The organism is Hymenobacter jeollabukensis, from assembly GCF_005771675.1.
In the GTDB taxonomy this organism is placed as follows: Bacteria; Bacteroidota; Bacteroidia; order Cytophagales; family Hymenobacteraceae; genus Solirubrum; species Solirubrum jeollabukense.
This window is the reverse complement of the sequence record NZ_VAJM01000019.1, coordinates 39,384-61,032: the sequence shown is the minus strand read 5'-3', so window position 1 is coordinate 61,032 and position 21,649 is coordinate 39,384. Positions and strand designations below refer to the sequence as shown.

General features: G+C 67.5%; 21 protein-coding genes. 18 read left to right on the top strand and 3 right to left on the bottom strand.

Going from position 1 to position 21,649, the window contains the following annotated elements; all coding sequences use genetic code 11:
* Positions 1-84: 84 nt before the first annotated feature.
* The 3 genes from FDY95_RS24785 to FDY95_RS24775 all read left to right on the top strand — a co-directional run bounded on the left by FDY95_RS24785 (position 85) and on the right by FDY95_RS24775 (position 7,116).
* On the top strand, positions 85-702 hold the full coding sequence (locus FDY95_RS24785) for a hypothetical protein (protein WP_138082223.1): 618 nt from the start codon (positions 85-87) through the stop codon (positions 700-702).
* Positions 703-850: 148 nt separating this feature from the next.
* Positions 851-3,169 carry an endonuclease gene (locus tag FDY95_RS24780; RefSeq protein WP_171025847.1) on the top strand — a complete coding sequence of 773 codons (2,319 nt, stop codon included), beginning with the start codon at positions 851-853 and terminating at the stop codon, positions 3,167-3,169.
* A 302-nt stretch (positions 3,170-3,471) separates the two neighbouring features.
* Positions 3,472-7,116 (top strand): alpha-amylase family glycosyl hydrolase, encoded by a 3,645-nt coding sequence (locus FDY95_RS24775; protein ID WP_171025846.1) that lies wholly within the window; start codon positions 3,472-3,474, stop codon positions 7,114-7,116.
* A 131-nt stretch (positions 7,117-7,247) separates the two neighbouring features.
* Here the strand turns inward: FDY95_RS24775 and FDY95_RS26515 are convergent, their stop codons facing one another.
* On the bottom strand, positions 7,248-7,532 hold the full coding sequence (locus FDY95_RS26515; RefSeq protein WP_171025845.1) for a GNAT family N-acetyltransferase: 285 nt from the start codon (positions 7,530-7,532) through the stop codon (positions 7,248-7,250).
* Between the two features lie 168 nt (positions 7,533-7,700).
* Here FDY95_RS26515 and FDY95_RS26510 point away from each other — a divergent pair, with 168 nt between their 5' ends.
* From FDY95_RS26510 to FDY95_RS24725, 10 genes are all read left to right on the top strand, one after another.
* The gene (locus tag FDY95_RS26510) at positions 7,701-7,883 is read left to right on the top strand and encodes a DUF1674 domain-containing protein (protein WP_171025844.1); all 183 of its coding nucleotides are present in this window, start codon (positions 7,701-7,703) and stop codon (positions 7,881-7,883) included.
* Between the two features lie 18 nt (positions 7,884-7,901).
* Positions 7,902-8,156, top strand: a complete 255-nt coding sequence (locus FDY95_RS24765) for a hypothetical protein (RefSeq protein WP_138082215.1) — start codon at positions 7,902-7,904, stop codon at positions 8,154-8,156.
* Positions 8,157-8,293: 137 nt separating this feature from the next.
* Positions 8,294-8,557 carry a hypothetical protein gene (locus FDY95_RS24760; protein ID WP_138082213.1) on the top strand — a complete coding sequence of 88 codons (264 nt, stop codon included), beginning with the start codon at positions 8,294-8,296 and terminating at the stop codon, positions 8,555-8,557.
* 119 nt (positions 8,558-8,676) lie between these two features.
* Positions 8,677-9,018, top strand: a complete 342-nt coding sequence (locus FDY95_RS24755; protein ID WP_138082211.1) for an ArsR/SmtB family transcription factor — start codon at positions 8,677-8,679, stop codon at positions 9,016-9,018.
* A gap of 60 nt (positions 9,019-9,078) precedes the next feature.
* Positions 9,079-9,651 (top strand): ArsI/CadI family heavy metal resistance metalloenzyme, encoded by a 573-nt coding sequence (locus FDY95_RS24750; protein WP_138082209.1) that lies wholly within the window; start codon positions 9,079-9,081, stop codon positions 9,649-9,651.
* Between the two features lie 84 nt (positions 9,652-9,735).
* The gene (locus tag FDY95_RS24745; RefSeq protein ID WP_138082207.1) at positions 9,736-10,509 is read left to right on the top strand and encodes a metallophosphoesterase family protein; all 774 of its coding nucleotides are present in this window, start codon (positions 9,736-9,738) and stop codon (positions 10,507-10,509) included.
* Positions 10,510-10,627: 118 nt separating this feature from the next.
* Complete coding sequence (locus FDY95_RS24740; protein WP_138082205.1) at positions 10,628-11,164, top strand: GNAT family N-acetyltransferase; 537 nt, start codon at positions 10,628-10,630, stop codon at positions 11,162-11,164.
* A complete protein-coding gene (locus FDY95_RS24735; protein ID WP_138082203.1) occupies positions 11,148-11,927 on the top strand; it encodes an aquaporin in 780 nt (259 codons plus the stop codon). The genes FDY95_RS24740 and FDY95_RS24735 overlap by 17 nt, the downstream gene beginning before the upstream one ends.
* A gap of 48 nt (positions 11,928-11,975) precedes the next feature.
* Positions 11,976-12,785 carry a universal stress protein gene (locus tag FDY95_RS24730; protein ID WP_138082201.1) on the top strand — a complete coding sequence of 270 codons (810 nt, stop codon included), beginning with the start codon at positions 11,976-11,978 and terminating at the stop codon, positions 12,783-12,785.
* A 79-nt stretch (positions 12,786-12,864) separates the two neighbouring features.
* Positions 12,865-13,665 (top strand): phosphatase PAP2 family protein, encoded by an 801-nt coding sequence (locus FDY95_RS24725; protein WP_138082199.1) that lies wholly within the window; start codon positions 12,865-12,867, stop codon positions 13,663-13,665.
* 121 nt (positions 13,666-13,786) lie between these two features.
* On the opposite strand, the gene FDY95_RS24720 is transcribed toward FDY95_RS24725, so the two are convergent.
* Positions 13,787-15,955 carry a TonB-dependent receptor family protein gene (locus tag FDY95_RS24720; RefSeq protein WP_138082197.1) on the bottom strand — a complete coding sequence of 723 codons (2,169 nt, stop codon included), beginning with the start codon at positions 15,953-15,955 and terminating at the stop codon, positions 13,787-13,789.
* Between the two features lie 260 nt (positions 15,956-16,215).
* Here FDY95_RS24720 and FDY95_RS24710 point away from each other — a divergent pair, with 260 nt between their 5' ends.
* From FDY95_RS24710 to FDY95_RS24690, 5 genes are all read left to right on the top strand, one after another.
* Complete coding sequence (locus tag FDY95_RS24710; RefSeq protein WP_171025843.1) at positions 16,216-16,959, top strand: hypothetical protein; 744 nt, start codon at positions 16,216-16,218, stop codon at positions 16,957-16,959.
* Entirely contained in the window at positions 16,959-17,471 is a 513-nt protein-coding gene (locus FDY95_RS24705; RefSeq protein WP_138082191.1) for a hypothetical protein, read from the top strand. Before FDY95_RS24710 ends, FDY95_RS24705 begins: the two co-directional genes overlap by 1 nt.
* A 61-nt stretch (positions 17,472-17,532) precedes the next feature.
* On the top strand, positions 17,533-18,774 hold the full coding sequence (locus FDY95_RS24700) for a PQQ-dependent sugar dehydrogenase (RefSeq protein ID WP_138082189.1): 1,242 nt from the start codon (positions 17,533-17,535) through the stop codon (positions 18,772-18,774).
* Between the two features lie 300 nt (positions 18,775-19,074).
* Positions 19,075-20,385: a dicarboxylate/amino acid:cation symporter gene (locus FDY95_RS24695; protein WP_138082187.1), complete on the top strand. Its 1,311-nt coding sequence runs from the start codon at positions 19,075-19,077 to the stop codon at positions 20,383-20,385.
* Between the two features lie 98 nt (positions 20,386-20,483).
* A complete protein-coding gene (locus FDY95_RS24690) occupies positions 20,484-21,044 on the top strand; it encodes a hypothetical protein (RefSeq protein WP_138082185.1) in 561 nt (186 codons plus the stop codon).
* A gap of 77 nt (positions 21,045-21,121) precedes the next feature.
* Here FDY95_RS24690 and FDY95_RS24685 read toward each other — a convergent pair whose 3' ends face one another.
* Positions 21,122-21,613: an energy transducer TonB gene (locus FDY95_RS24685; RefSeq protein ID WP_138082183.1), complete on the bottom strand. Its 492-nt coding sequence runs from the start codon at positions 21,611-21,613 to the stop codon at positions 21,122-21,124.
* Positions 21,614-21,649: the final 36 nt, after the last annotated feature.

The following is a 21,649-nucleotide window of genomic DNA, read 5'->3' as shown; positions in this document are numbered from 1 at the left end:
GCAACCCTGGCGTTATCCGGAATGGGCGGAGTGCGTATAAGGGGCACTAAGGTTCCCTTTCTAACCTCCCAACCAAGACCCGTCATGTTGAAGCAAACCATTTCTGTACTCGCGCTGGGCCTGGCCCTCTGCACCGTAGCCGAAGCCCAGACCACCAAAACCTCGAGCGACGGCACCAAGACCAAAACCAAGGACATGGACACCAAAACCAAGTCCAAGGACGACGACAACGGCAATACCAAGATGAAGGGCAAATCGGACGCCGGCGACAAGATGAAGGCCAAGATGAAGCCCATGAACGGCACCACCGACGCCTCGATGAGCGGCGGTAGCGGCGGCTCGATGATGAACTCGTCGACCACCACGACGACCGAAACGACGACCACCCCGGCCACGGGCACGATGTCGACCATGCCCGCTACGCCGGCCACGACCATGCCCGCCACCACGCCGACCACCGAACCGGCCATGAACCCGGCGGGCACGATGCCGGCCACGCCAACCACGCCCGCAACGGGCACGATGAACAACGGCACCGACATGAACTCCACTACGCCGATGAACGGCACCTCAACCACGGTGGGCGACGCGACGACCCCGGCTCCGGCCGACGACATGCGCGTAGGCCGCCGCATGAAGCCTGATAAAGAGACGAAAATGAAGGAGAAAAAAGATAAGATGAAGAGCAAGTCGGAGATGTAAGCTCCGGCTAGTCACCTCATCCGCGCGGCGGGTCACGGAAACTTAACCGTGACCCGCCGCTTTTTTTGCGCCCACATAGGCGAGTAACTAAATGATTTCAGGACCTTTGCAGTCCTTTTGCTTTTCCCAACACACTCTTCCTTATTGCATGAAGCACTTCTTCGCTAAGCACATCTGCGCGACCCTGGCCGTTACCGGCTTGGTTCTGAGCACGGCTACGGCGCAGGTACTGCCGCCTTCGCCGCCGGCCAACCTGCAGGGCGTGGCCCTGCGCGACTGGCTGCGCGTGAACTGGTACGACGGCAAGCGCGTGGACCTGGGCTACGACGTGGCCCGCGGCAAGATGTACAACTACGTGGACGTGTTCAACGGCCAGCTGACCTGCGTGTACTCAGGCTACTCGGTGCCCAAGACCATCGACTCGACGGCCACCAGTACGGCCAACGTGGGCCTGATCAACTGCGAGCACACCATTCCGCAGTCGTGGTTTAACGAGGTGAGCCGCATGAAGTCGGACATTCACCACCTCTACCCCACCTACACGCAGTGGAACTCCAACCGCGGCAGCGACATGTTTGCGGAAATTCCGGACGCGCAAACGCGCATCTGGATGCGCAACACCACCAGCCAGAGCGGCATTCCGACCAGCAACATCGCGGAGTGGAGCGAGGACAGCGGCTCGCTGTTTGAGCCCCGCGAGGACCACAAGGGCAACCTGGCCCGCACGGCGTTTTACTTCTACACCATGCACGCCGGGCAGACGTTCGACTCCGGCAAGGACGTGATTACCGGCCTGGCCGACCTGCAGACGCTCTATCAGTGGCATTTGGCCGACCCGGTCGATGCCCACGAGCGGGAGCGGAACCGCCGCGCCGCCAAGGCCCAGGGCAACTTCAACCCCTACATCGTGGACCCCTCGCTGGTAGCCAAGGCCTGGGGCTTCGTGGTGGGCCCGACGGTGACGTTTGCTTCGGCCACGGGCAGCATCGTGGAAGGCAACGCGGGCACCAGCATCTACACCGCTACCCTGTCGCTGAGCGCCGCCCAGACCTCGGCCGTGACCGTGCAGGTGAGCGTGGACGCGGCCAACTCCACCGCCACCAACCCCTCGGACTACACCTTCACCACCCAGACGGTGACCTTCGCCGCCGGCCAGACCTCGCAGACGGTGACGGTGACCATCAACGGTGACACCCAGCCCGAAGCCAACGAAACCGTGCGCCTGGTGCTCGGCACCACTTCATCGGGCGTTTCGGTCGGCTCGCCCAACGCCCACGACCTGACCATCACCAACGACGACGGCCAGCCGCCGCTGGTGAGCTTCGCGACGGCTACGGGCAGCATCGTGGAAGGCAACGCGGGCACCAGCACCTACACGGTGAACGTGGTGCTGAGCGGCGCCGCGCCCACCGCGGCCTTCACCCTGCCCATCACGGTGGACGCGGCCGGCACCACCGCCGACGCCTCGGACTACACCCTGGGCACGACTTCGCTGAGCTTCGCCACGGGCGTGACCAGCCAGGCCGTGACGGTGACCATCAACGGCGACACCCAATCGGAGGCCAACGAAACCGTGCGCCTGCTGCTGGGTACGCCCAGCGGCGGCGGCGTGGCCATCAGCGCGCCCACCAGCCACGTGCTCACCATCACCAACGACGACGCGCCGCTGCCCGGCGGGGGCGGCAACTGCTCGGACCTGTTCTTCACGGAGTACGTGGAATCGAGCGGCGCCACGCGGGCCGTGGAAATCTACAATCCCACGACCAGCTCCATCAACCTGGGCAGCTACCGCCTGCTGCGCTACGCCAACGGCAGCACCACCCCGCAGGCTCCTTACACGCTGAGCGGCACCATCGCGGCCGGCGGCACCTACGTGGTGGCCACCACCGGCTCGGTAGCCGCCGTGACGGCCGTAGCCAACGTGACCAACAACGTGGTGGACTTCAATGGCGACGACGCCATGGCTCTGTTTAAAGGCACCGACACGCTGGACATCATCGGCGTCATCGGGCAGCAGGCCAACTGGGCCGTGACCGGCGGCACCACCCTGAACAACACCCTGCGCCGCCTGCCCACCGTGGCCGGGGGCAGCACCCGCTGGAGCACCGCCGCCGCCGGCTGGACGGCCGTGGGCGTGGACACTTACTCGGGCCTGGGCAGCCACAGCAGCACGGCCTGCACCACCACCGCCACCACCAAGCCGAATGCGCTGGGCGTGGGCATTGAGGTATTCCCGAACCCGGCCGCGGGCGCGGTGCAGCTGCGCCTGCCGGGCCTGAGCGGCCGCCAGGCGGCCCGCATCGGCCTGTACGACGCGCTGGGCCGCGAAGTGCTGACGACTACCCGCACCCTCAGCGGCGCCGACGTGACCACGCTGGCTCTGCCCGCCCTGCCCGCCGGCCTGTACTCGGTGCGCGTGACGGTGGCCGGCGTGCAGTACGCCGCCCGCCTGGCCGTGCAGCGCTAAGGACGGCTGCCGGTTTCGGCACTGCTGTTCCGCCGCTTTCTGAAAAACGCCTCCCTGTTCGGGGAGGCGTTTTTTATTGCTACTTATCTGACGACGGCCAGGATGCGCGGTCCGATGCGGGTTACGACCCCAGCTGGCACTTTACGAATAATCAACGCAATATTCATCAGCCTTACCACTTGACTATTAGATCAATAACCGCTTTGCAATTGCCGCCGCACTGATTGTATCTTGCGGAGCCAATGGCCGCTGACCCCGGCGTTGGCTTCTCCGCCCCGATTTCCACTTCCCACCCCTTGCGTATGCTCGACGCTTACTCCCGCCGCGGCCGGCGCTGGCCGCTGCTATTGGCTTTATTGCTGCTGCTGGTCCAGCCGCTCTGGGCCCAGCAAACCCACAAAAAAGTAGTGCTCCAGGCCTTTTGGTGGGACTACTGGAACTCGAACTACCCGGCGGGCTGGGCTAACTACCTGACCGACCTGGCCCCGCGCCTCAAGAGCCTGGGCATCGACGCGGTGTGGATTCCGCCGACCGTTAAAAACAAAAACGCCACCTCGGACGTGGGCTACTCGCCCTTCGACCACTACGACCTCGGCGACAAGTACCAGAAAGGCGCGACGGGCACCCGCGTGGGCACCAAGGACGAGCTGCTGCGCCTGGTGGCCGTGCTGCACGCCAACGGCATCGAGGTGATTCAGGACGTGGTGCTCAACCACGCCGACGGGGCGGGCACCAGCACCGGCGCGGGCGGGCAGGACCCGGACTCGTACGCCATGTCGAGCAACAACGGCTACAAGACCTTCCGCTACGCCTGCTACGGTACGCCCCTGCCCGAAGCGGGCGAAACCTCGGCCGAATACCTGCTGCGCCAGGGCCGTTGGACCAAGAACTACCCCAACTTCCACGCCCACGCCGGCCACAACACCACGTCCGGCGACATGGCCGCGCCCTACTTCGGCCCCGACTTCTGCTACGGCGACGACGGCGGCTCCGATGGCTACGGCCCCAGCACCACCAGCAGCTACAACCCGCCCCAGAGCGCCGGCTACTCGCGCGACCAGGCCCGCAGCTGGCTGGTGTGGCTGAAAAAGCAAACCGGCGTCGACGGCTTCCGCTGGGACGCGGTGAAGCACTTCAGCTACGCCGCCCAGCAGGACTGGAGCTACAACCTGAAGTACCTGGCCGGCTGGGCCAACGGCGGCAACGCCATGTTCAACGTGGGCGAGTTCGTGGGCGGCGGCGGCGACCTGGATACCTACGTGGGCAGCGTGACGGGCCAGAACAACGGCTCGGAGTTTCTGATGGGCACCTTCGATTTCGGCCTGCGCGACGGGCTCTACAGCATGGTGAGCGGCAACGGCAGCTTCAACATTGGCAATCTGCCGGGCTACCAGCAGGGCCAGCGGGTGGCGCAGTACGGCTCGGGCACCTCGGCGGTGTACGTGCACCGCACGGCCCCGTTCGTGAACAACCACGACACCTTCCGCCCCCAGCTCGACGCCAGCGGCAATTACACCGGCTGGAACGCGGGCTCGGAGCTGGCCCCGCACATCGACCCGTTCGACCCGCGCCTCTCGGCCGCCTACGCCGCGGCCTTCGCCGTGGACGGCAACCCGCAGGTGTTTTTCGAGGACCTGTTCAACATCGGCGGCACCGGCAAGCGGTTTTCGCACCTGCCCACCTCGGCCACCGACCTGCCCCTGCGCGACGACTTGGTGAACCTGATCTGGTGCCACCAGAATCTGCACTTCAAGGACGGCGCCTACAAAGTGCGTGCCCAGCAGGCCGACCACCTGGTTATTGAGCGCGGCGCCAAGGCCCTCATCGGTATCAACGACAACTGGGACACTTGGCAGGAAACCTACGTCGACTCGGATTTCGCGCCCGGCACCCGGCTGATTGACTACTCCGGCGCCAACGGCAGCTATGTGTACGTAGTGCCCCAGGACCAGCGCGTGCGCATCAACACCCCGCCCTGCAACGGCTCGGCGGCCTTTGGCCGGCGGGGTTACTCGGTGTGGGCCCCCGAGGGCCAGGGCAGCAGCAACGTGCTGCCCGCCCGCGCCGCCGCCACCACCCAGGAGTGGGAGCTGGCCGATGACCTGGGCGACCAGAACTGCCAGAGCCTGGGCCAGGGCGGCCGCCTGCCCGACAACTCCACCAACCAGCGCGTGGTGGGCAAAATCTACGCGCAGAGCGGCCAGACCGTCACCTACGAGCTGTACCCCGAGCTGAGCGGCACCGGCCGCGACCTGACCTTCGGCCTCTACGACCGGCAGGGCAACCGCCTGCAGGCCGCCACCGGCGTGGGCACCATCACCGGCACCTACACGCCCAGCAGCACCGGCTGGCTGGCCCTGAAGCTGCGCAACACCAGCAGCACCTACACCGGCCAGCGCTGCTACGTGAAGGTCACCTACACCGCCCCGAGCGCGCCCAGCGCCTTGAGCGCCCCGGCCGCCAACACGGTGGCCATCTGGACCGGCAACGACAACAGCTCGGACGCCAGCAGCTGCCGCAACTGGGAAGGCGGCCTGCAGCCCTCGGCCACCACCGACGTGCTCGTGCCGGCCGGCAGCAGCTACATGCCCGCCCTCGGCAGCGGCACCCTGCAGGCCCGCAGCCTGACGGTGGAAAGCGGCGCCACCCTCACCCTGGCCGCCGGCAGCACCCTGCGCCTCGCCGGCAACCTGAGCAACAACGGCACGCTCGTCAGCAACGGCACCGTGGCGCTGGCCGGCGCCAGCACCCAGACGCTGGGCGGCAGCGGCGCGCTGAGCTTCGCCAACCTGACCATCGACAACGCCGCCGACGTGCAGCTGCTGGCGCCGGTGAGCGTGACGGGCACCCTCGCGCTGAGCAACGGCCACCTGCTGCTCGGCGACCAGAACCTGACCTTGGCCAGCACCGCCACCATCAGCGGGGCCGATGCCAGCCGCTACGTGGTGACGAAAAACAGAGCGGCCAGCGGCGGCGCGCTGGTGCGCCCGGCCCCGGCCGGCACCACCCTGCTCTACCCCGTGGGCACCAGCGCCAGCTACACCCCGCTGACGGTGCTGAACACCGGCACTACCGCGCCCACCGTACCGGTGCGCGTGTTCGGCGGCGTGCTGCAAAACGGTACCAGCGGCGCCCCGCACGCCCAGGCCAGCGCCTTCGTCGACCGCACCTGGGACATCAGCCCCAGCACGGCGCTGACGGCCGCGCTGACCTTCCAGTGGAATGCCACCGACGAAAACGTCGGCTTCGACCGCAGCCGCGCCGCCGTCATGCACTACAACGGCAACGGCAGCTGGGGCTCCTACTCGACCACCGCGGTGGGCAGCAGCGGGCCCTATACCGTTACGGCCAGCGGCGTGAGCAGCTTCTCGCCCTTCAGCATCGGCACGGGCGGCGTGGTGCTGCCCGTCACCCTGCTCGATTTCGTGGCTCAGCGCCGCGGTCCGGCCACCGTGCAGCTGCGATGGGCCACGGCGCAGGAGCAGGACAACGCCGGCTTCGAGGTCGAAAAATCGATGGATGGGCGCCAGTACCGCCGCATCGGGCAGGTGGCGGGCCACGGCACCAGCACCCAGCGCCAGGCTTACTTGTTTGTCGACGACGCAGCTACGGCAGCCGCTTATTACCGCCTGCGTCAGACCGATACCGACGGCAAGACCACCTACAGCGCACCGCAGTACGTGGCCGCCGGCCCTGGCTCCGAGCTGACCATCTACCCCAACCCCACTACCGGCGACGTGCGCCTCGACGGCCTGCCGGCCACCGCGCAGCTGCAGCTCGCGCTGCGCACCGCCCCGGGCCGGGTCGTGCTCAGCACGCCGCTGCTCACCGCGGCCGAGGCTTCAGCCAAGCTGAGCGCCGCGCTGCGCCGCGCCGCCCCCGGCCTTTACGTGCTGACGGTGGAAGTAAACGGGCAGCCGCAGCACCTGAAAGTGGTGAAGCAGTAGCCGCAGAAACCAAGGCGGAATAAAAAACGGCCGCTCCCGGTTTCGGAAGCGGCCGTTGTGTCTGGAGTTGTGAGGACATCAGCTTTTATCGGCCGTCATCCTGAGCGCAGTGCAGAACCGCCAACGGCCTGCTACTTGCCGGCATTTTCCAGTAAATCCTGGTACTCGGCGTGCTGCTGCACGAATTTGGCCATGTACGGGCAGCTGGTGCGCACCCGCAGGTGCTCCTGCCGGGCCCAGTCGAGGGCGGCTTTGGCTAGGGCCTCGCCCGCGCCCTGCCCGCGCAGGTGCTCATCGACGTAGGTGTGCTGAAAGTCTACCACGTCCTCGGCGGGGCGGCTGTAGGCCAGCTCGCCTTCGTAGCCGTGGGAAGTGAGGTAAAACGTCTGGTCTTCGGTTTGGTGCTCGACGTGCATGGCCGCAACGGTTCGGAAGAAGGGAAAAACAAGGCCGGGCCTACCGGGCAAACCCGGCAAGCAAGGCAGCCTTCCTGTACGCGGGCGGGCGGCCGTCCGTTCGGGCGGCTTTTGCGTAGAAGAGTTACGACGGCGTCCCACAGCCGTCGGCTTTTCCCATACCGCCCTATGAACCAAAGCCATACCTCCCCGCCCGCTGAGCAAACGCCCCAGTCGGCTCAGCGCCCCGCCCCCACCGTTCCTACAGCGGCGGCCTCGGCTGCTGGTGTTGCTACCCGCCCCGCTCCCCGGCGCGTGCGCTATTGGGAGCAGCTCGATCCGGCCTGCCACAGCCTCTACCCCGTCGACTAACCGCTCAATCTTCCTCCCATGCATCCGGACACTCCCGAAAAAGCCCCCGACGCCCAACGCCCGCAGTCGGCCGCCGATACCCGCCCCGACCAATCCGAAGGCACCTCGCAGAGCATGCTCGACCGCGAAACTTACGGCCAGATTCTCGACCAGCCCGCGCCTGATGCGGACACTTCGGACCTGACTTCGGCCCTCAACCAGCCCGCTTCGCAGCACCTCGGCAACGAGGAACGCGTGCCGGGCGAGGAAAACCCCAACGCGCGGGCCGACTAAGCCCGACCGAACTACCCGCCCCGGCCCCGCGCCGGGGCTTTTTGTTGCCCGTCGCGGCGGACTTCGGAGCCGCCGGCTCGTCCGCCCGGGCGCGGGCTGCGTACAGGTAAGCCAGACCCAACCTAGTTTTCACAACCATGGCAGCCAAATCCCAACAGCCGCAGCCCGCCGACGAGCAGCCGCGGCGCGACGCCTCGGACCGCCCCGACGCGGCCCAGGAAAACAACAATACCGAAGGCGGCAGCACGGCCATGCTGAACCGCGAAACCCACGGCCAGCCCGTAGCCCGCAACACCGCCGACCGCCTCTACTCCGACGGCAGCGACGAAGCCGCTACCCCGCGCCCGCCCACGCTCAGCGACGACACCGCCGGCTTCGACCCGACCAACCGCTCACATTAACGAGTTGACAATCAGCAATCCGTCCGACAACTATTTCTTTCGTCCGAAAAAATAGCTGCCGGACGGTTTCTTTTTCTCAGGCTATGACGTATGTTTACGTCATACTTCATAACAAACCCATGACGTACGCCAAGCTCGCCGAATTTACCGAGGCCCAGCAGCAGCTGGCCCGGGTGGCCAAGGCCCTCAGTCACCCGGCCCGCGTGGCCATCATCGAGCTGCTGGCGGCCCGCAAAACCTGCATTTCGGGCGACATCGCGGCCGAGCTGCCGCTCTCGCGCACCACCGTGTCGCAGCATCTGCAGGAGCTAAAGGCGGCCGGCCTCATCCGCGGCGACATCGACGGGCTGACCGTGTGCTACTGCCTCGACACCGAGCTGCTGGCCCGGGTGCAGCGGCAGTTCGCCGGCTTCTTCGAGCAGGCCACCTGCTGCGACGGGCCCGCCGGCTGCGCCTGCTAGGCCGGCTCCGTTTTCCTCCGACCCTTTTCTGTTCTCCCCTTTTCCAACCCTTTCTGCGCTATGAAAACCAACCCATTTCCCCGCATGCACGTCAGCCTGTACGTGGCTGATCTGGCCGCTACCGTCGGCTTCTACGACGCCTTTTTCGGGCAGCCGGCCACCAAAATCAAGCCCGGCTACGCCAAGTACGTGCTCGACGCGCCCTCGCTGATTATTTCCTTCGTGCAGAACCCGGCGCGGGTGGCCAGCAACTTCGGGCACCTGGGCTTCCAGGTCGAAACCGTGGAGCAACTGCAGCAGCGGCTGGCGGCGGCCAAGGCGGCCGGGCTGGTGCAGCGCGAGGAAATGGGCACGGCCTGCTGCTACGCCAAGCAGGACAAGTTCTGGGTGAACGACCCGGACGGCACGGAATGGGAAGTGTACTACTTCCACGAGGACGCCGAGTTCAACGACCCGCGCTACGCCGACGAGTACCAGTCCGAGGCCAGCGCCCAGTGCTGCATTGCGCCGGCCGCCCAGGCCGCGCCCGCCGAGGTGCTGACCACCGCCCCCATGACCTTCACGCTGCTCGACACGGCTGCCGCGCCCGCTGCCACTGAAGCCGGCTGCGCCCCGGGCAGCGGCTGCTGCTAACCCTGCCTTTTACCTCCCGGAACGCCCCGCCGCGCACCTGCCCGGCGGGGCGTTCTGCCGCCAAGCCTCCGACGAACCGCTGCTATGACCCTCGCCTTTTTCTCCGACGTGCACGGCAACCTGCCGGCCCTGGAAGCCGTGCTAGCCGACCTCGACCAGCGCCGCCCCGATATGACCTTTTGCCTGGGCGACCTGGTGGGCTACGCGCCCTGGCCCAACGAAGTCATCGGCGAAGTGCGCCGGCGCGGCATTCCCACCATTGCCGGCAACTACGACCAGGGCATCGGGCTGGGCAGCGACAACTGCGGCTGCGCCTACAAAACCGACGCCGACAAAGCCCTCGGGGCGCAGAGCATTGCCTATACCAACGCCGTGGTGGGCACCGGGGAGCGGCGCTACCTGCGCCAGCAGCCCAAGCACCTACGGCTGGAGTTTCAGGACGAGCCGTGCACGCTCAGCATGCTGCTGGTGCACGGCTCCCCGCGCAAGATCAACGAGTATTTGTTTGAAGACCGGCCCGAGGCCAGCTTCCGGCGCGTGCTGCAGGACGCCGGGGCCGACGTGCTGCTGTTTGGCCACACGCACAAGCCCTTCCACCGCGTACTGCCCGCCGAGCCGGGCACCTCGCCCCGCTACCACCACGCCCTGAACATCGGCTCGGTGGGCAAGCCCAAGGACGGCGACCCGCGCGCCGCCTACCTGCTGCTGCACCTCGACGAACAGACTTCGCTGACGGACCCGGCGGGGCTGCGCTCGGAGCTGGTGCGCGTGCCCTACGACGTGGAGCGGGCGGCGCGGGCCGTGGAAGCCTCGCCCCTGCCCAACGAATACGCCGACATGCTGCGCCGGGCGTATTAATTTGGCGAACGAATGAGGTGATGAGGTACTGGGTACCGCTGCGCTGGCCCCACGTGCGCGGTATTTGGCCGCCCGAACGTCAGACTCACCATTTCACCACTTCCCCAGCTCACCGCCTATGACTCTTTCGCCGCTCACCGAGGCGCACTGGCCCGAAGTCCGCGCCATTTACGAAGCCGGCATTGCCACCGGCAACGCCACCTTCACCACCGAAGCGCCCAGCTGGGACGAGTGGCACCGCGGCCACCTCACCCACAGCCGCCTCGTGGCCCTTGACGAGGCCACCGGCCAAGTGCTGGGCTGGGCGGCCTTGTCGCCGGTATCGGGGCGCTGCGTGTACGGGGGCGTGGCCGAGGTGAGCGTGTACGTGGCCGCCGAGGCACGCGGGCAGGGCCTGGGCCGGGCGCTGCTGCTAGCGCTGATAACCGCGTCGGAAGCCCAGGGCATGTGGACGTTGCAGGCCGGCATCTTCCCCGAAAACGAGCCGAGCGTACGCCTGCACGAGGCCGCCGGCTTTCGGCTGGTGGGCCGCCGCGAGCGAATCGGGCGGATGGGCAGCCGCTGGCGCGACACGCTGCTGCTGGAGCGGCGCAGTGCCGTGGTCGGGGCTGATGCGGAAACGGCAAACGCCGCCACGGATGGGCGCTACCTCTGAGCCCACCCTACGGGCGGCGCTGCTGGCCGAGCTGCTGGGCACGGCCTTCCTGGTGTTTCTGGGCACCGGCGCGGCCGTCGTCGACGAGCTGGCCGGTGGCGTCATCGGGCACGGGGGCGTGGCGGCGGCCTTCGGGCTGGTGGTCGTGGTGCTGATTTACACCTTCGGCGAGGTGTCGGGCGCGCACCTGAACCCGGCCGTGACGCTGGCCTTCGCGGCGGCCGGGCGCTTCGAGTGGCGGCGGGTGCCGGGCTACGCGCTGGCCCAAGTGCTGGGGGCCGTGGCGGGCAGCGGCCTGCTGCGGCTGCTGTTCCCCGAGGCCCGCACCCTGGGCGCCACGCTGCCGGCGGGTTCGGCCGCACAGTCCTTCGTGCTGGAAGTGGTGCTGACGCTGCTGCTGATGCTGGTGGTGCTGCGCGTGTCCACCGGAGCCAAGGAAAAGGGCATCACCGCCGGCCTGGTGGTGGGCAGCTTGGTGGCGCTGGAAGCCCTGGTGGCGGGCCCGATCTGCGGCGCGTCGATGAACCCGGCCCGCTCCCTGGCCCCGGCCCTGGTGAACGGGCAGCTGCAGCACCTGTGGGTGTACCTGCTGGCGCCCACGCTGGGGGCGCTGCTGGCCGTGCCGCTGGCGCGGGCCGTGCAGCCGCCCGCCGCCGAAGCCGAGCCGGCCGCAACCACCGCCGCCGCGCCCGGCTCCGCCTCCCCGGATGCCCTGTCGAAAATCAGCCGGGCGGAGCGCCCGCCACTGCGGCAGAACTCGTAAACTACGGCCCTGAAAGGCCTCATTGCTGACCCTGAACTTGCCCCGCCCATGCTGACCCTGCTGGTTCTCACCGACTTCTCGCCCGCCGCCGACCACGCCCTGCAGTACGCCGCCAAGCTGGCGGCGCCCGGCGGGGCCCACCTCGTGCTGCTGCACGTGCGCCCCTCGCTGCTCAGCCCTAACGCCCTGACGGCCAGCTCCGCAACCGAGGAAGATGCCAACACCCTGCTGCGCCAGCGGCTGCAGAGCCTGCCCACGGGCCTGCCGGCCAGCGCCGCCGTGGCCAGCGGCGAGGTAGCCGCCGAAGTAGCCGCCGCCGTGCGCCAGCGCGAGGCTGCCGTGGTCATTGTGGGCCGCCCCGAGCTGGGCCCGGTGCCCGACGAGCTGGTGCACACCACTTCGCTGGGGCTGCTGCGCCACCTCCCCTGCCCGCTGCTGGTGGTGCCTCACCACGCCGCCGGGGCCGTGCCGCCGCAGCGCGCCCTGCTCGCCGTCGACGACCAGCCGCTGCCGCGCACGCCGGGCACCACTGCGCTGCGGCCGTTGCTGGGCCAGGCGGCCCTCACGGTGGCTTTCGTGGCCGATGAGGAAGTGGCGGCCGACCCGGAGCGGGCTTTCAACAATGCTCGGCTGGCGGGGCTGTTGGCCGGGTTTGGGCCGGTGCAGGAGCGCGGCTTCGCCAACGCCGAGGTGGCCGCCGGCATTGCCGACGCCACGGCCCTGGTGCAGCCCGACTTGCTGGTGCTGGTGGCGCGGCGTCGCAGCCTGCTCGGCAGTTTGTTTCACCGGAGCGTGACGGCGGCCGTGGTGCGCGCGGCCACGGTGCCGGTGCTGGTGCTGCCCGAGCACGCCGATTGAGTTAGTAGCTTTACCAAAAAGTTACCAACCCACGCCGCCGCCGAAACGCGGCGGCTTTTTCCGGCGTAGTCCGGCTGCTATGCGTATTATTTCCTCTCTCCTGCTGGCCGGGTGGCTGACCATCGGCGCGGCCCAGGCCCAAATTCCGCAGAACCCGGCCGCCGCGCCGGCCGATACGGCCAAGAAGTACGCCAACCCCGCGGGCGTGCCGCCACCCATGAAACAGCCCTGGTACCGCGGCAAGCTGGTGCGGGCCACGGCCATTCCGGCCCTGCTCATCGGCTACGGCGCCAGCACCATCAACGGCAACGGCTTTTATAGCAGCTACGACGCGCGCAACGACATCCGGCGGCAGTTCCCGAACTTCCACACCAAGGTCGACGACTACCTCATCCTCGCGCCCTACGCCGAGCTGGCGCTAGTGGAGCTGGCCGGCGTGGAAGGCCGTAACGACCGGCTCAATACGCTGCTGGTGATTCTGAAATCGGAGGCCATTTTCGGGTTGAGCACCTACGTCATCAAGAACACCACCAAGGTGCTGCGCCCCGACGGCAGCACCCGCAACTCCTTCCCCTCGGGCCACACGGCGCAGGCGTTTCTGGCGGCCAGCATCGTGCACACCGAGTTCCGCGACAAAAGCCAGTGGTACGGCATCGGGGCCTATACCATTGCCAGCAGCGTGGGCGTGCTGCGCATGCTCAACAACCGCCACTGGCAGTCGGACGTGGTGGCCGGGGCGGGCCTGGGCATCCTCTCAGCCCACCTGGGCTACCTCTCGCACCGCAACCGCTGGGGCCGCAAGCCGCTGCCGGGCAAGTACGGCTTCGGGCCGCTGCTCTACCCCGGCGCCACCGGCCTGACGGTGGTGTGGCGGCCGTAGTTCGGGCGTGTTCCGACATTCCTGGCGCGGGGCCGGCCACTCAGAAAGTGGCCGGCCCCGCGCGTGTCCAGGCTCTACAGGCTGCGAGAGAAGGACGGATTACTCACTGGCCCGATCAGCACTACCAGCGCCAGCCCACAGTGGCGCCGCCGTAGTAGTTGCGCCCCGGCGCGGGCTGAAAGTAGCGCCCCCCGAAGGCGTTCAGGTCGTTGCCGAGGGAGTAGCGGCGGTCGGTGGCGTTGTCGAGGCCGGCGTACAGCTCGGCTTCCAGCTTCCGGAACAGCGTGTGGCGCCAGCCGCCCCGGGCGCCGAACACCCAGTAGCCGGCGGCGTAGTCGGTGTTGGCGTCGTTGAGGGGCAGGCGGGCCTGGTGGCTGACGGTGGGGCTTAGGTAGAAGCCCAACCGTTGAGTAATATCCAAACCGGCGGTGAGCGTGTGCGGGGTGGTGCCGGTGAGCTGGTTGCCGCTGAAATCAGCCCCGCCCGACTCGTAGCGGCCGAAGCGGTAATGGTTGTAGGCGTAGCTGACGAAGGCACGCAAGCCCCCGACCTGCCTCACATCCTGCACTATACTGGCGCTACCGGCCGGCCCGATCAGCTTGCTTTCGGAGTCCACCCGCACCTGCTGCCACAGCCAGCCGCTCAGGGCCACTTCCACCCCGCGCTGCCGGGTGTTGCCGGCGTTGCGAAACAGCTGGGTGCCCTGCTCGCTGGAGCGCGTGACGATGGTATTGCGCAGGCGGAAGTCGTAGGCCGCCACGTCGAACTTCAGGCGCTGCCGCAGCACGTCGCCGCGCAGGCCCAGCTCGTAGCTGGTGCCGCGCTCGGCCTGCAGGGCCTGGTTCAGCGAGCCGTCGGACGGGCGGATTTCCTCTTCCGTCGGGGGCGAAAAGCCGGTGCTGACGCTGGCGTAGGCCGACACCAGCGGCGTCAGCTCCTTGAGCACGGCCAGCCGCGGCGACACTTCGGGGAGGAAGGTGCGCGCCACGTTGTAGGTCTGGGCGGGCGTATTCAGGGCGTCCTGCAGGCGGCGGAGGCGGTAGCGCAGGCGGTTGTAGCTGGCCCCGGCCGTGACGAGGAAGCCGTAGGGCAGCTCCCAGTCGGCCTGCCCGAACGCGAAGCCGGTGAGCGTGCCGATTTCGTCGTCGTAGCGCAGCGGGCCGGGCTGCCCGGCCCGGTTTTGGTAGTTGCGGCTGCTCTCGAAGCTGGTTTGCAGCTCGGCCCCGGCCGCGAGGCGCAGCAGCTGCCCGGCCAGCTGGGTGCGGTAATCAAAGCGCGTGCGCCCGCCACCACCCACCTGGGTGTTCCGCTCGAAATCGACCAAATAGGGCGTGCGAATGACGCTGCCCGAGCCGTAGAGGGTGGTTTTGCCGGTCAGCCGCGGGCTGAAGCGGTATTCGTGCGTAGCGCCGAGCAGGACGGTGCGCGAGGCGTAGAACGTGCGCTGGGCCACGGTGCCGGGCGCGGTGGCCGTGCCGGGGCGGGCCTGCCGTGGGTCTTGCTCGAACTGCGCCCGGGTGAGGCCGCCGGGCAGCTGGTAGCGCAGATCGGTGTAGAGCAGGTGCAGGCCCAGCGTGTGGCGGTCGGTGGCGGCCAGCTCACCGTCGAGGGCCAGCACGTCGCGGCGCTGGGCGCTTTGCTGGCGGTAGCCCTGCAGCTCCTGCCGCAGGTACTGGGCCCGCACGAAGCCCTGGCCGGTGGCCGTTTCGGCGGTGGCCTGGTAGCGGCGCAGGCCGAAGGAGCCCACGCCGAACCCAAGCTGCGCGTGGGCCGGGCCGGGCTGGGGGCGCCGGTTGCTGAGCAGCGCCACGCCGCCGGTGCCCGCCCCGTACGCGCTGCCGGCCGGCCCTTTAATGACCTCGATGCGGCCGAGCTGGGCGGGGTCGAGCAGATTGAGCGGGGTGCTGCCGCTGGCTTCGGTCAGCGGAATGTCGTGGTAATACACCTTCACGTTGCGCACCCCGAAGGGCGAGCGGAGCGTGCTGCCGCGCACGCTGAGCCGGTAACTGGCCGTGGCCCGCTCCTCCAGCCGCACCCCGGGCAGGGTGTTGACGGCCTGCGCCAGCGACGCCTCGCTGAAGCGCCCCAACGTAGCGGCATCGACCACGCCCACGGCGGCGGCGGTGCGCCGCAGCGGCAGCCGCTGCCCGTAGCCGACCACGGTGGCCTCGGGCAGCCGTTGCACTACGACGGGCCCGTTGGTGTTATCGGGCGGCGCGGGGGCCTGGGCCCGCAGGGCGGCGGGCAGCGTGGCCAGGAGCAGTAGAAACGGCGCGGAGCGGTGAGGCATTCGGAGGCAGTGAGGACGCCCTGCGCCAACGGCAAAGGCAGTGGCGGGGTTGGAACAAGTTTCGGCCGATGGCCAGCTTCGGGGTTTTGTGCTATTTTCAGCAGCCTATGGAGGACGCCAAAGCGGGCCATTTCCGAGAAGGCAGTGAGAAGGCACTCTGAACGCACTGCGCAGGCGCTATCCGGCAATAATTCAATATCCAGCCTTTCACCAGGCAAGGTATACGCGGCGGCCTTTACGGCGCGTATACCTTGCCTGGCATGTACGTGGCTCGTCGTCATTCGCGCAAGCTATTTTTCCCGGCCGGGCTGCTGGCGTTGGCCTGGCTGCCGGTGCTGGGCGGCGCGCTGCTGGCGGCGCGGCCGGAGCTGCGGCGGTTTCGGCAGCGGGTGATGCAGCTGAGTATAGCTTCACCTGAACAAATAGAGGCGACGAAGCAGAAACCGTTAAGTGCCTTTTCAACCCAGCTGTACACGGCTCCACTCAAGCTACCAGCCCCGTTGCACACGGTGAACTTCACCGGCAATGCCTGGCAGGATGACCTCAGCGTCCGCACCGCCACGTTCGTGGCCCGGCAACTCCAAGAGGAGCTCAATCAGGACCGGGGTCTACGCATCGAGTTCGAAGCTGGCAGCCACTATCAGGCTCTCGTCAGAATGCTGGATTTAATGCTTTCGACTGACCAGAAAAGGTATTGGCTTGATTTAAGACGCTTGCCAGTTAGCCTCAACGCTTTCACGGCGTATCATCCACCCAGCGACACGGTTGAGGTTGACCTGGGCCGCTTCCTTTGCGATGATGTCATTCCACACACTCCCCCAACGCCGCCACCGCCATTGTGGCACCATCAGTTACGGGCGGAGTTGGCAGCGGCATTTCGCCTGAGCACCTGGCGCCCCCTGTTTAGCCCCGCCTGGCGCTACTCCACGCTCCTGCTGCTGCTGCTGCCGCCAGCCGCCGCGTGGCAGCTGCAGCGGCTGTTCGCCACTAACTTCCGCCACTGATGCTGCTTCGCCGCCTTCGTCTGCGCCGCCGGGCTTTGCGTCTGCCCCTGGGCCTGTTGCCGCTGATGCTGGTGCTGCTGCTGGCCGTGCAGCGGCTGGCGCGGGCCGTGTACCGCCCGCAGCGGTACGTGATGCAAATCAGCATGCCCGTTCCCTGGTCGCTGGTTCAGGCGCGGCAGCGGGCGAGGCCTGCGGAAAGCGTTACCCGGTTCTATTTCACCGTTCCGCCCGACCTGGACCGCCGCCGCTGGCTTTCCTACACCCTCATCGGCAATGCCGGGCACGACGCGGCCATGCTGCAGGCGGTGGCCGAGCGCCTGCGCCGGGGCCGGACGCAGCCGGCCGAGCGCGCCGACGTGTGCATCCGCTTTGCGGCCGGGGCGCGCTACGCCAGCCTGGTGGCGGCGCTGGATTTGATGCCGCAGCTCAACCAATCGAAATACGCGCTGGACCTGTACCGGCCCGAGCCGGTACTCTACGTGTTCGTAACGCCATTTCGGCCGTGGTGGTAGCCGGGCGCAACCCCGCGCCCGGAATGGCAGTTTGAACAAACCTCATCCGTTCGACCTGCTCATGCCACATTACTTCTCCCTCCTACTGGCCGCCACGCTGCTGCCCGCCCTGCCCGCTGCCGCCCAGAATGTGCCGCCCGAGGCCACGCCGTTCAGGATGACGGGCAACATCTACCTGCCCAAGAAGCTGCCCGCCACGCCCGAGCGGGTGGCCAGTCTGAAGGCCCCGCCCGGCTTCGTCATCAGTCAGTACGCCACCGGGCTCGACATGCCGCGTATGCTGGCCGTGGCCCCGGGCGGCGACGTGTACGTGTCGAACCGGGTGAAGGGCACCGTGACCCTGCTGCGCGACGCCAACCGCGACGGGAAGGCCGAAGTGGTGCAGCAGGTGGCCCAGAAGCCGCACCTGCACGGCCTGGCCCTGAAGGATGGCAAGCTCTACATGGCCGCCATCCGCGAGCTGTACGTGGCCGACGTGAAGGCCGACGGCACCCTGGGCGAGCTAAAAACCCTCTACACCGACCTGCCCGACGCCGGGCAGCACGCCAACCGCACCCTGCGCTTCGGACCCGACGGGCAGCTCTACCTTTCGGTGGGCAGCACCTGCAACGCCTGCGACGAGGACAACCCCGAAAACGCCACCCTGCTGCGCATCAAGACCGATGGCTCGGGCCGCGCGGTGTACGCCCGCGGCCTGCGCAACACCATCGGCTTCGACTGGCACCCCGGCACCGGGCAGCTCTTCGGCATGGACCACGGCATCGACTGGTTGGGCGACGAAGCGCAGATGGAAGAGCTGAACCAGATCAAGGAAAACGCCCACTACGGCTGGCCCAGCATCATCGCCGACGGCCAGCTCTACCCGGCCAACAAGCCCAAAAGCGGCGACTCGTACCAGCAATTCGACGCCAAGTGCGTGCGGCCCGCGCTGCTCTACAAAGCCCACTCGGCCCCGCTGGCGCTGACGTTCAACCGCGTGCAGCTGTTCCCGCCCGCCTACGAAAACGACGCCTTCGTGACCATGCACGGCTCCTGGAACCGCGCCCAGCCCGCGGGCTACAAAATCGTGCGGGTGCACTTCAACGACCGGGGCCAACCCGAGCGGTTCGAGGACTTCGTGACCGGCTGGCTGGTGGAGGGCGACAAGGCCGAATTCGGCCGCCCCTGCGCCCTGGTGCAGGCCCCCGACGGCTCCCTGCTCGTCTCGGATGACGACAACGGGGTGATTTACCGCATCAGCTACAATGCTCCGCGGCAGGCCCCGGTACCGGTGCAGAAGGCCAAGGTGAAGGCGAAAGGGTAAAGCTGGCGCATAACCCGAACGTCATCCTGAGGCGTAGCCGAAGGACCTTCCTCGCACCCTGCACCAACTGAGAAGCGCAGCCACCAACGCCCTATCGTCCGGGCTCAGTGGCTGCGCTTTGGTGTTACTGCAGCTGTCGAAAGCGTCTGTACTTCGTAGGTACCGGCGGTGCGGGGTTGAAGGAAGGTCCTTCGGCTACGCCTCAGGATGACGAGCCTGGTAAACCCGTGCTATAACTGTCCTGCCAATGCCAAAGGCCCGCCAGCCCAAGCCGCCGTTTCCCGTGTAACTTGCCCAAGCATGAAGAAACTGACCAGTAACCTGACCGTGCAGGTGCTCACGGCCATTGCGCTGGGCGTGCTCGTGGGGGCGCTTTTCCCAGGCGTGGGCGCGGCCCTGAAGCCGGTGGGCGAGACGTTTATCCGCCTGATCAAGATGCTCATCGCGCCCATCATCTTCCTGACGGTGGTGCTCGGCATCGGCAGCATCGGCTCGCTGAAGAAAGTGGGGCGCGTGGGCGGCAAAGCGTTGCTCTACTTCGAAATCGTGACCACGCTGGCCCTGGTTATCGGGGTGGCGGCGGCGAATCTGATTCGGCCCGGGGCGGGTGTGGATACCTCGGCGGCCACGGCCCGGGCGGCCGAAACACAGAAGTACGCCGAGCAGGCCGCCGGCATGGACTGGGTGGCCTTTTTCACCCACATCGTGCCCGAAAACCTGGTGGGCGCCTTTGCCCAGGGCGAGGTGCTGCAGGTGCTGCTGGTGGCGGTGCTCTTCGGGCTGGCCCTCACGCGGGTGCCCGAAAGCGTGGGCCGGCCCCTGCTCGGCACCTTCGAGCGGCTGAGCCACGTGTTGTTTGGGGTGCTGGGCATGGTGATGAAGCTGGCCCCGCTGGGCGCTTTCGGCGGCATGGCCTACACCATCGGCACCTACGGGCTGAGCACCTTGCTGCCGCTGGCCAAGCTCATGGCCTCGGTGTACCTAACCATGGCCGTGTTCATTTTCGGCGTGCTCGGGGCGGTGGCGCGCTACTACAAGTTCAGCATCCTGAAGCTGCTGGGCTTCATCAAAGAGGAGCTGCTGATTGTGCTCGGCACGTCCTCGTCGGAGTCGGCCCTGCCGCGGCTGATCGACAAGCTCACGGCTTTCGGCTGCTCCCGCTCGGTGGCGGGGCTGGTCATTCCCACGGGCTATTCCTTCAACCTCGACGGCACCACCATTTACCTTTCGATGGCCAGCATCTTTCTGGCGCAGGCCTTCAACATTCCGCTCACGCTGGGCCAGCAGCTCACCATCATTGGCATTCTGATGCTCACCAGCAAGGGCGCGGCGGGCGTCACCGGCTCGGGCTTCGTGGTGCTGGCCTCCACCCTGGCAGCCACCAAGACCATTCCCGTCGAGGGCATGGCCCTGCTGCTGGGCGTCGACCGGTTTATGTCGGAGGCCCGGGCCATTACCAACATCATCGGCAACGCGGTGGCCACGGTGGTGGTGGCCAAGAGCGAGAATGAGTTCGACGAAGCGAAAAACCGCCTGGCCCTGGCCGGCGTGGTGCAGCCCGAAAGCGACGTGCTGGCCAGTCAGCCCGAACACGCGCAATCGGCCAACTGACGACCGGAACGTAACGGCACCGAGGCGGCTAAAAAAACTGCACTTTCGGAAGCAAAAAAGGCCGCCCGCGTGTTATTTCGCCGTATTCAATTGACTGTATGGCCTCTCTTCCACCCGCCCTGCGCAAAGCCCTGCTGAACCTGCCCCAGAAGGAGAAGGACCAGCTCCTGGCCCGCCTCGTGTGCCAGGACAAGGTGCTGACCGAGCAGCTGCAGTTTCGCCTGCTCGAGGGCCCCGACGCGCTGCAGGAGCGCCGCACCCGCCTGCGCGAGCGGCTCGACGACCCGGTGCGCGGCTACCACCAGACGCCCAACGACCTGCTGCTCATTCTGCGCCAGCTGCAAAGCCAGATCGGCTACCACGCCAAAATCACCGGCGACCAGTTCGGCGAGGTGGAGCTGACGGTGCGCCTGCTCAACAACGTGTTTCAGCACCAGCCCGCCACGGTGGCCCGCCTCACCGGCACCACCCAGCCCCTACTCAGCCACCTGGCCCGCCGCGCCGACACCGCCCTGCGCCAGGCCGACAAGCTCGAAACCGACTACCACCTGGAGCTGGCCGACGCCATCAACGAGCTGCTGACCAACCTCTGGGCCACCGCCGCCGCCCCTTTGGCCCGCGACCTGGGCCTGCCCCGGCAGTGGGGAGTATATCAGTGAGATGGTGAGTGGTGAACTGGTGAGTTTGACGTTCAAACCGCATCAGAACGACAACTCACCACTTACCATCTCACCGTCTATTCCAGCGCCCGGAACACGATGGGCAGCGTAACCTGCACCTTCACCGGCTGCCCGCCGACGAGGCCGGGCGTCCACCAGGGCATGATGCGAACGAGGCGCAGGGCTTCTTCGTCGAGGCCGGCGCCGAGGCCGCGCACCACCTGCGGATCGAGCAGGTGGCCGCGCTCATCCACCACGAACTGCACCAGCACTTTGCCGGCTACGCCCTTGCGCAGCGCTTCTTCGGGGTACTTCAGCTTGTCGCGCAGAAAGGCCAGCTGCGCGGCCGCGCCGCCGGGAAAGGCGGGCATCACCTCGGCCACATGGTAGATGGCCGGGCCGGCGGCCGGCGGCGCGTCGGCGGCACCGGCCGCCCCTTCGCCCGCGAGCTGGGCGGCGCTATCGGTTCCGACGTGGTTGATGGCTACTGAGTGCGGCGTTTGAGCGGTGGCGGCGGTGGTCAGCAGGAGCAAAAGAAAGGCAAACAGCAGAGAGGAAAGGCGTTGCATGGCCGGCAGATCGGGAGGCGAAGACGCGGGCAAAGC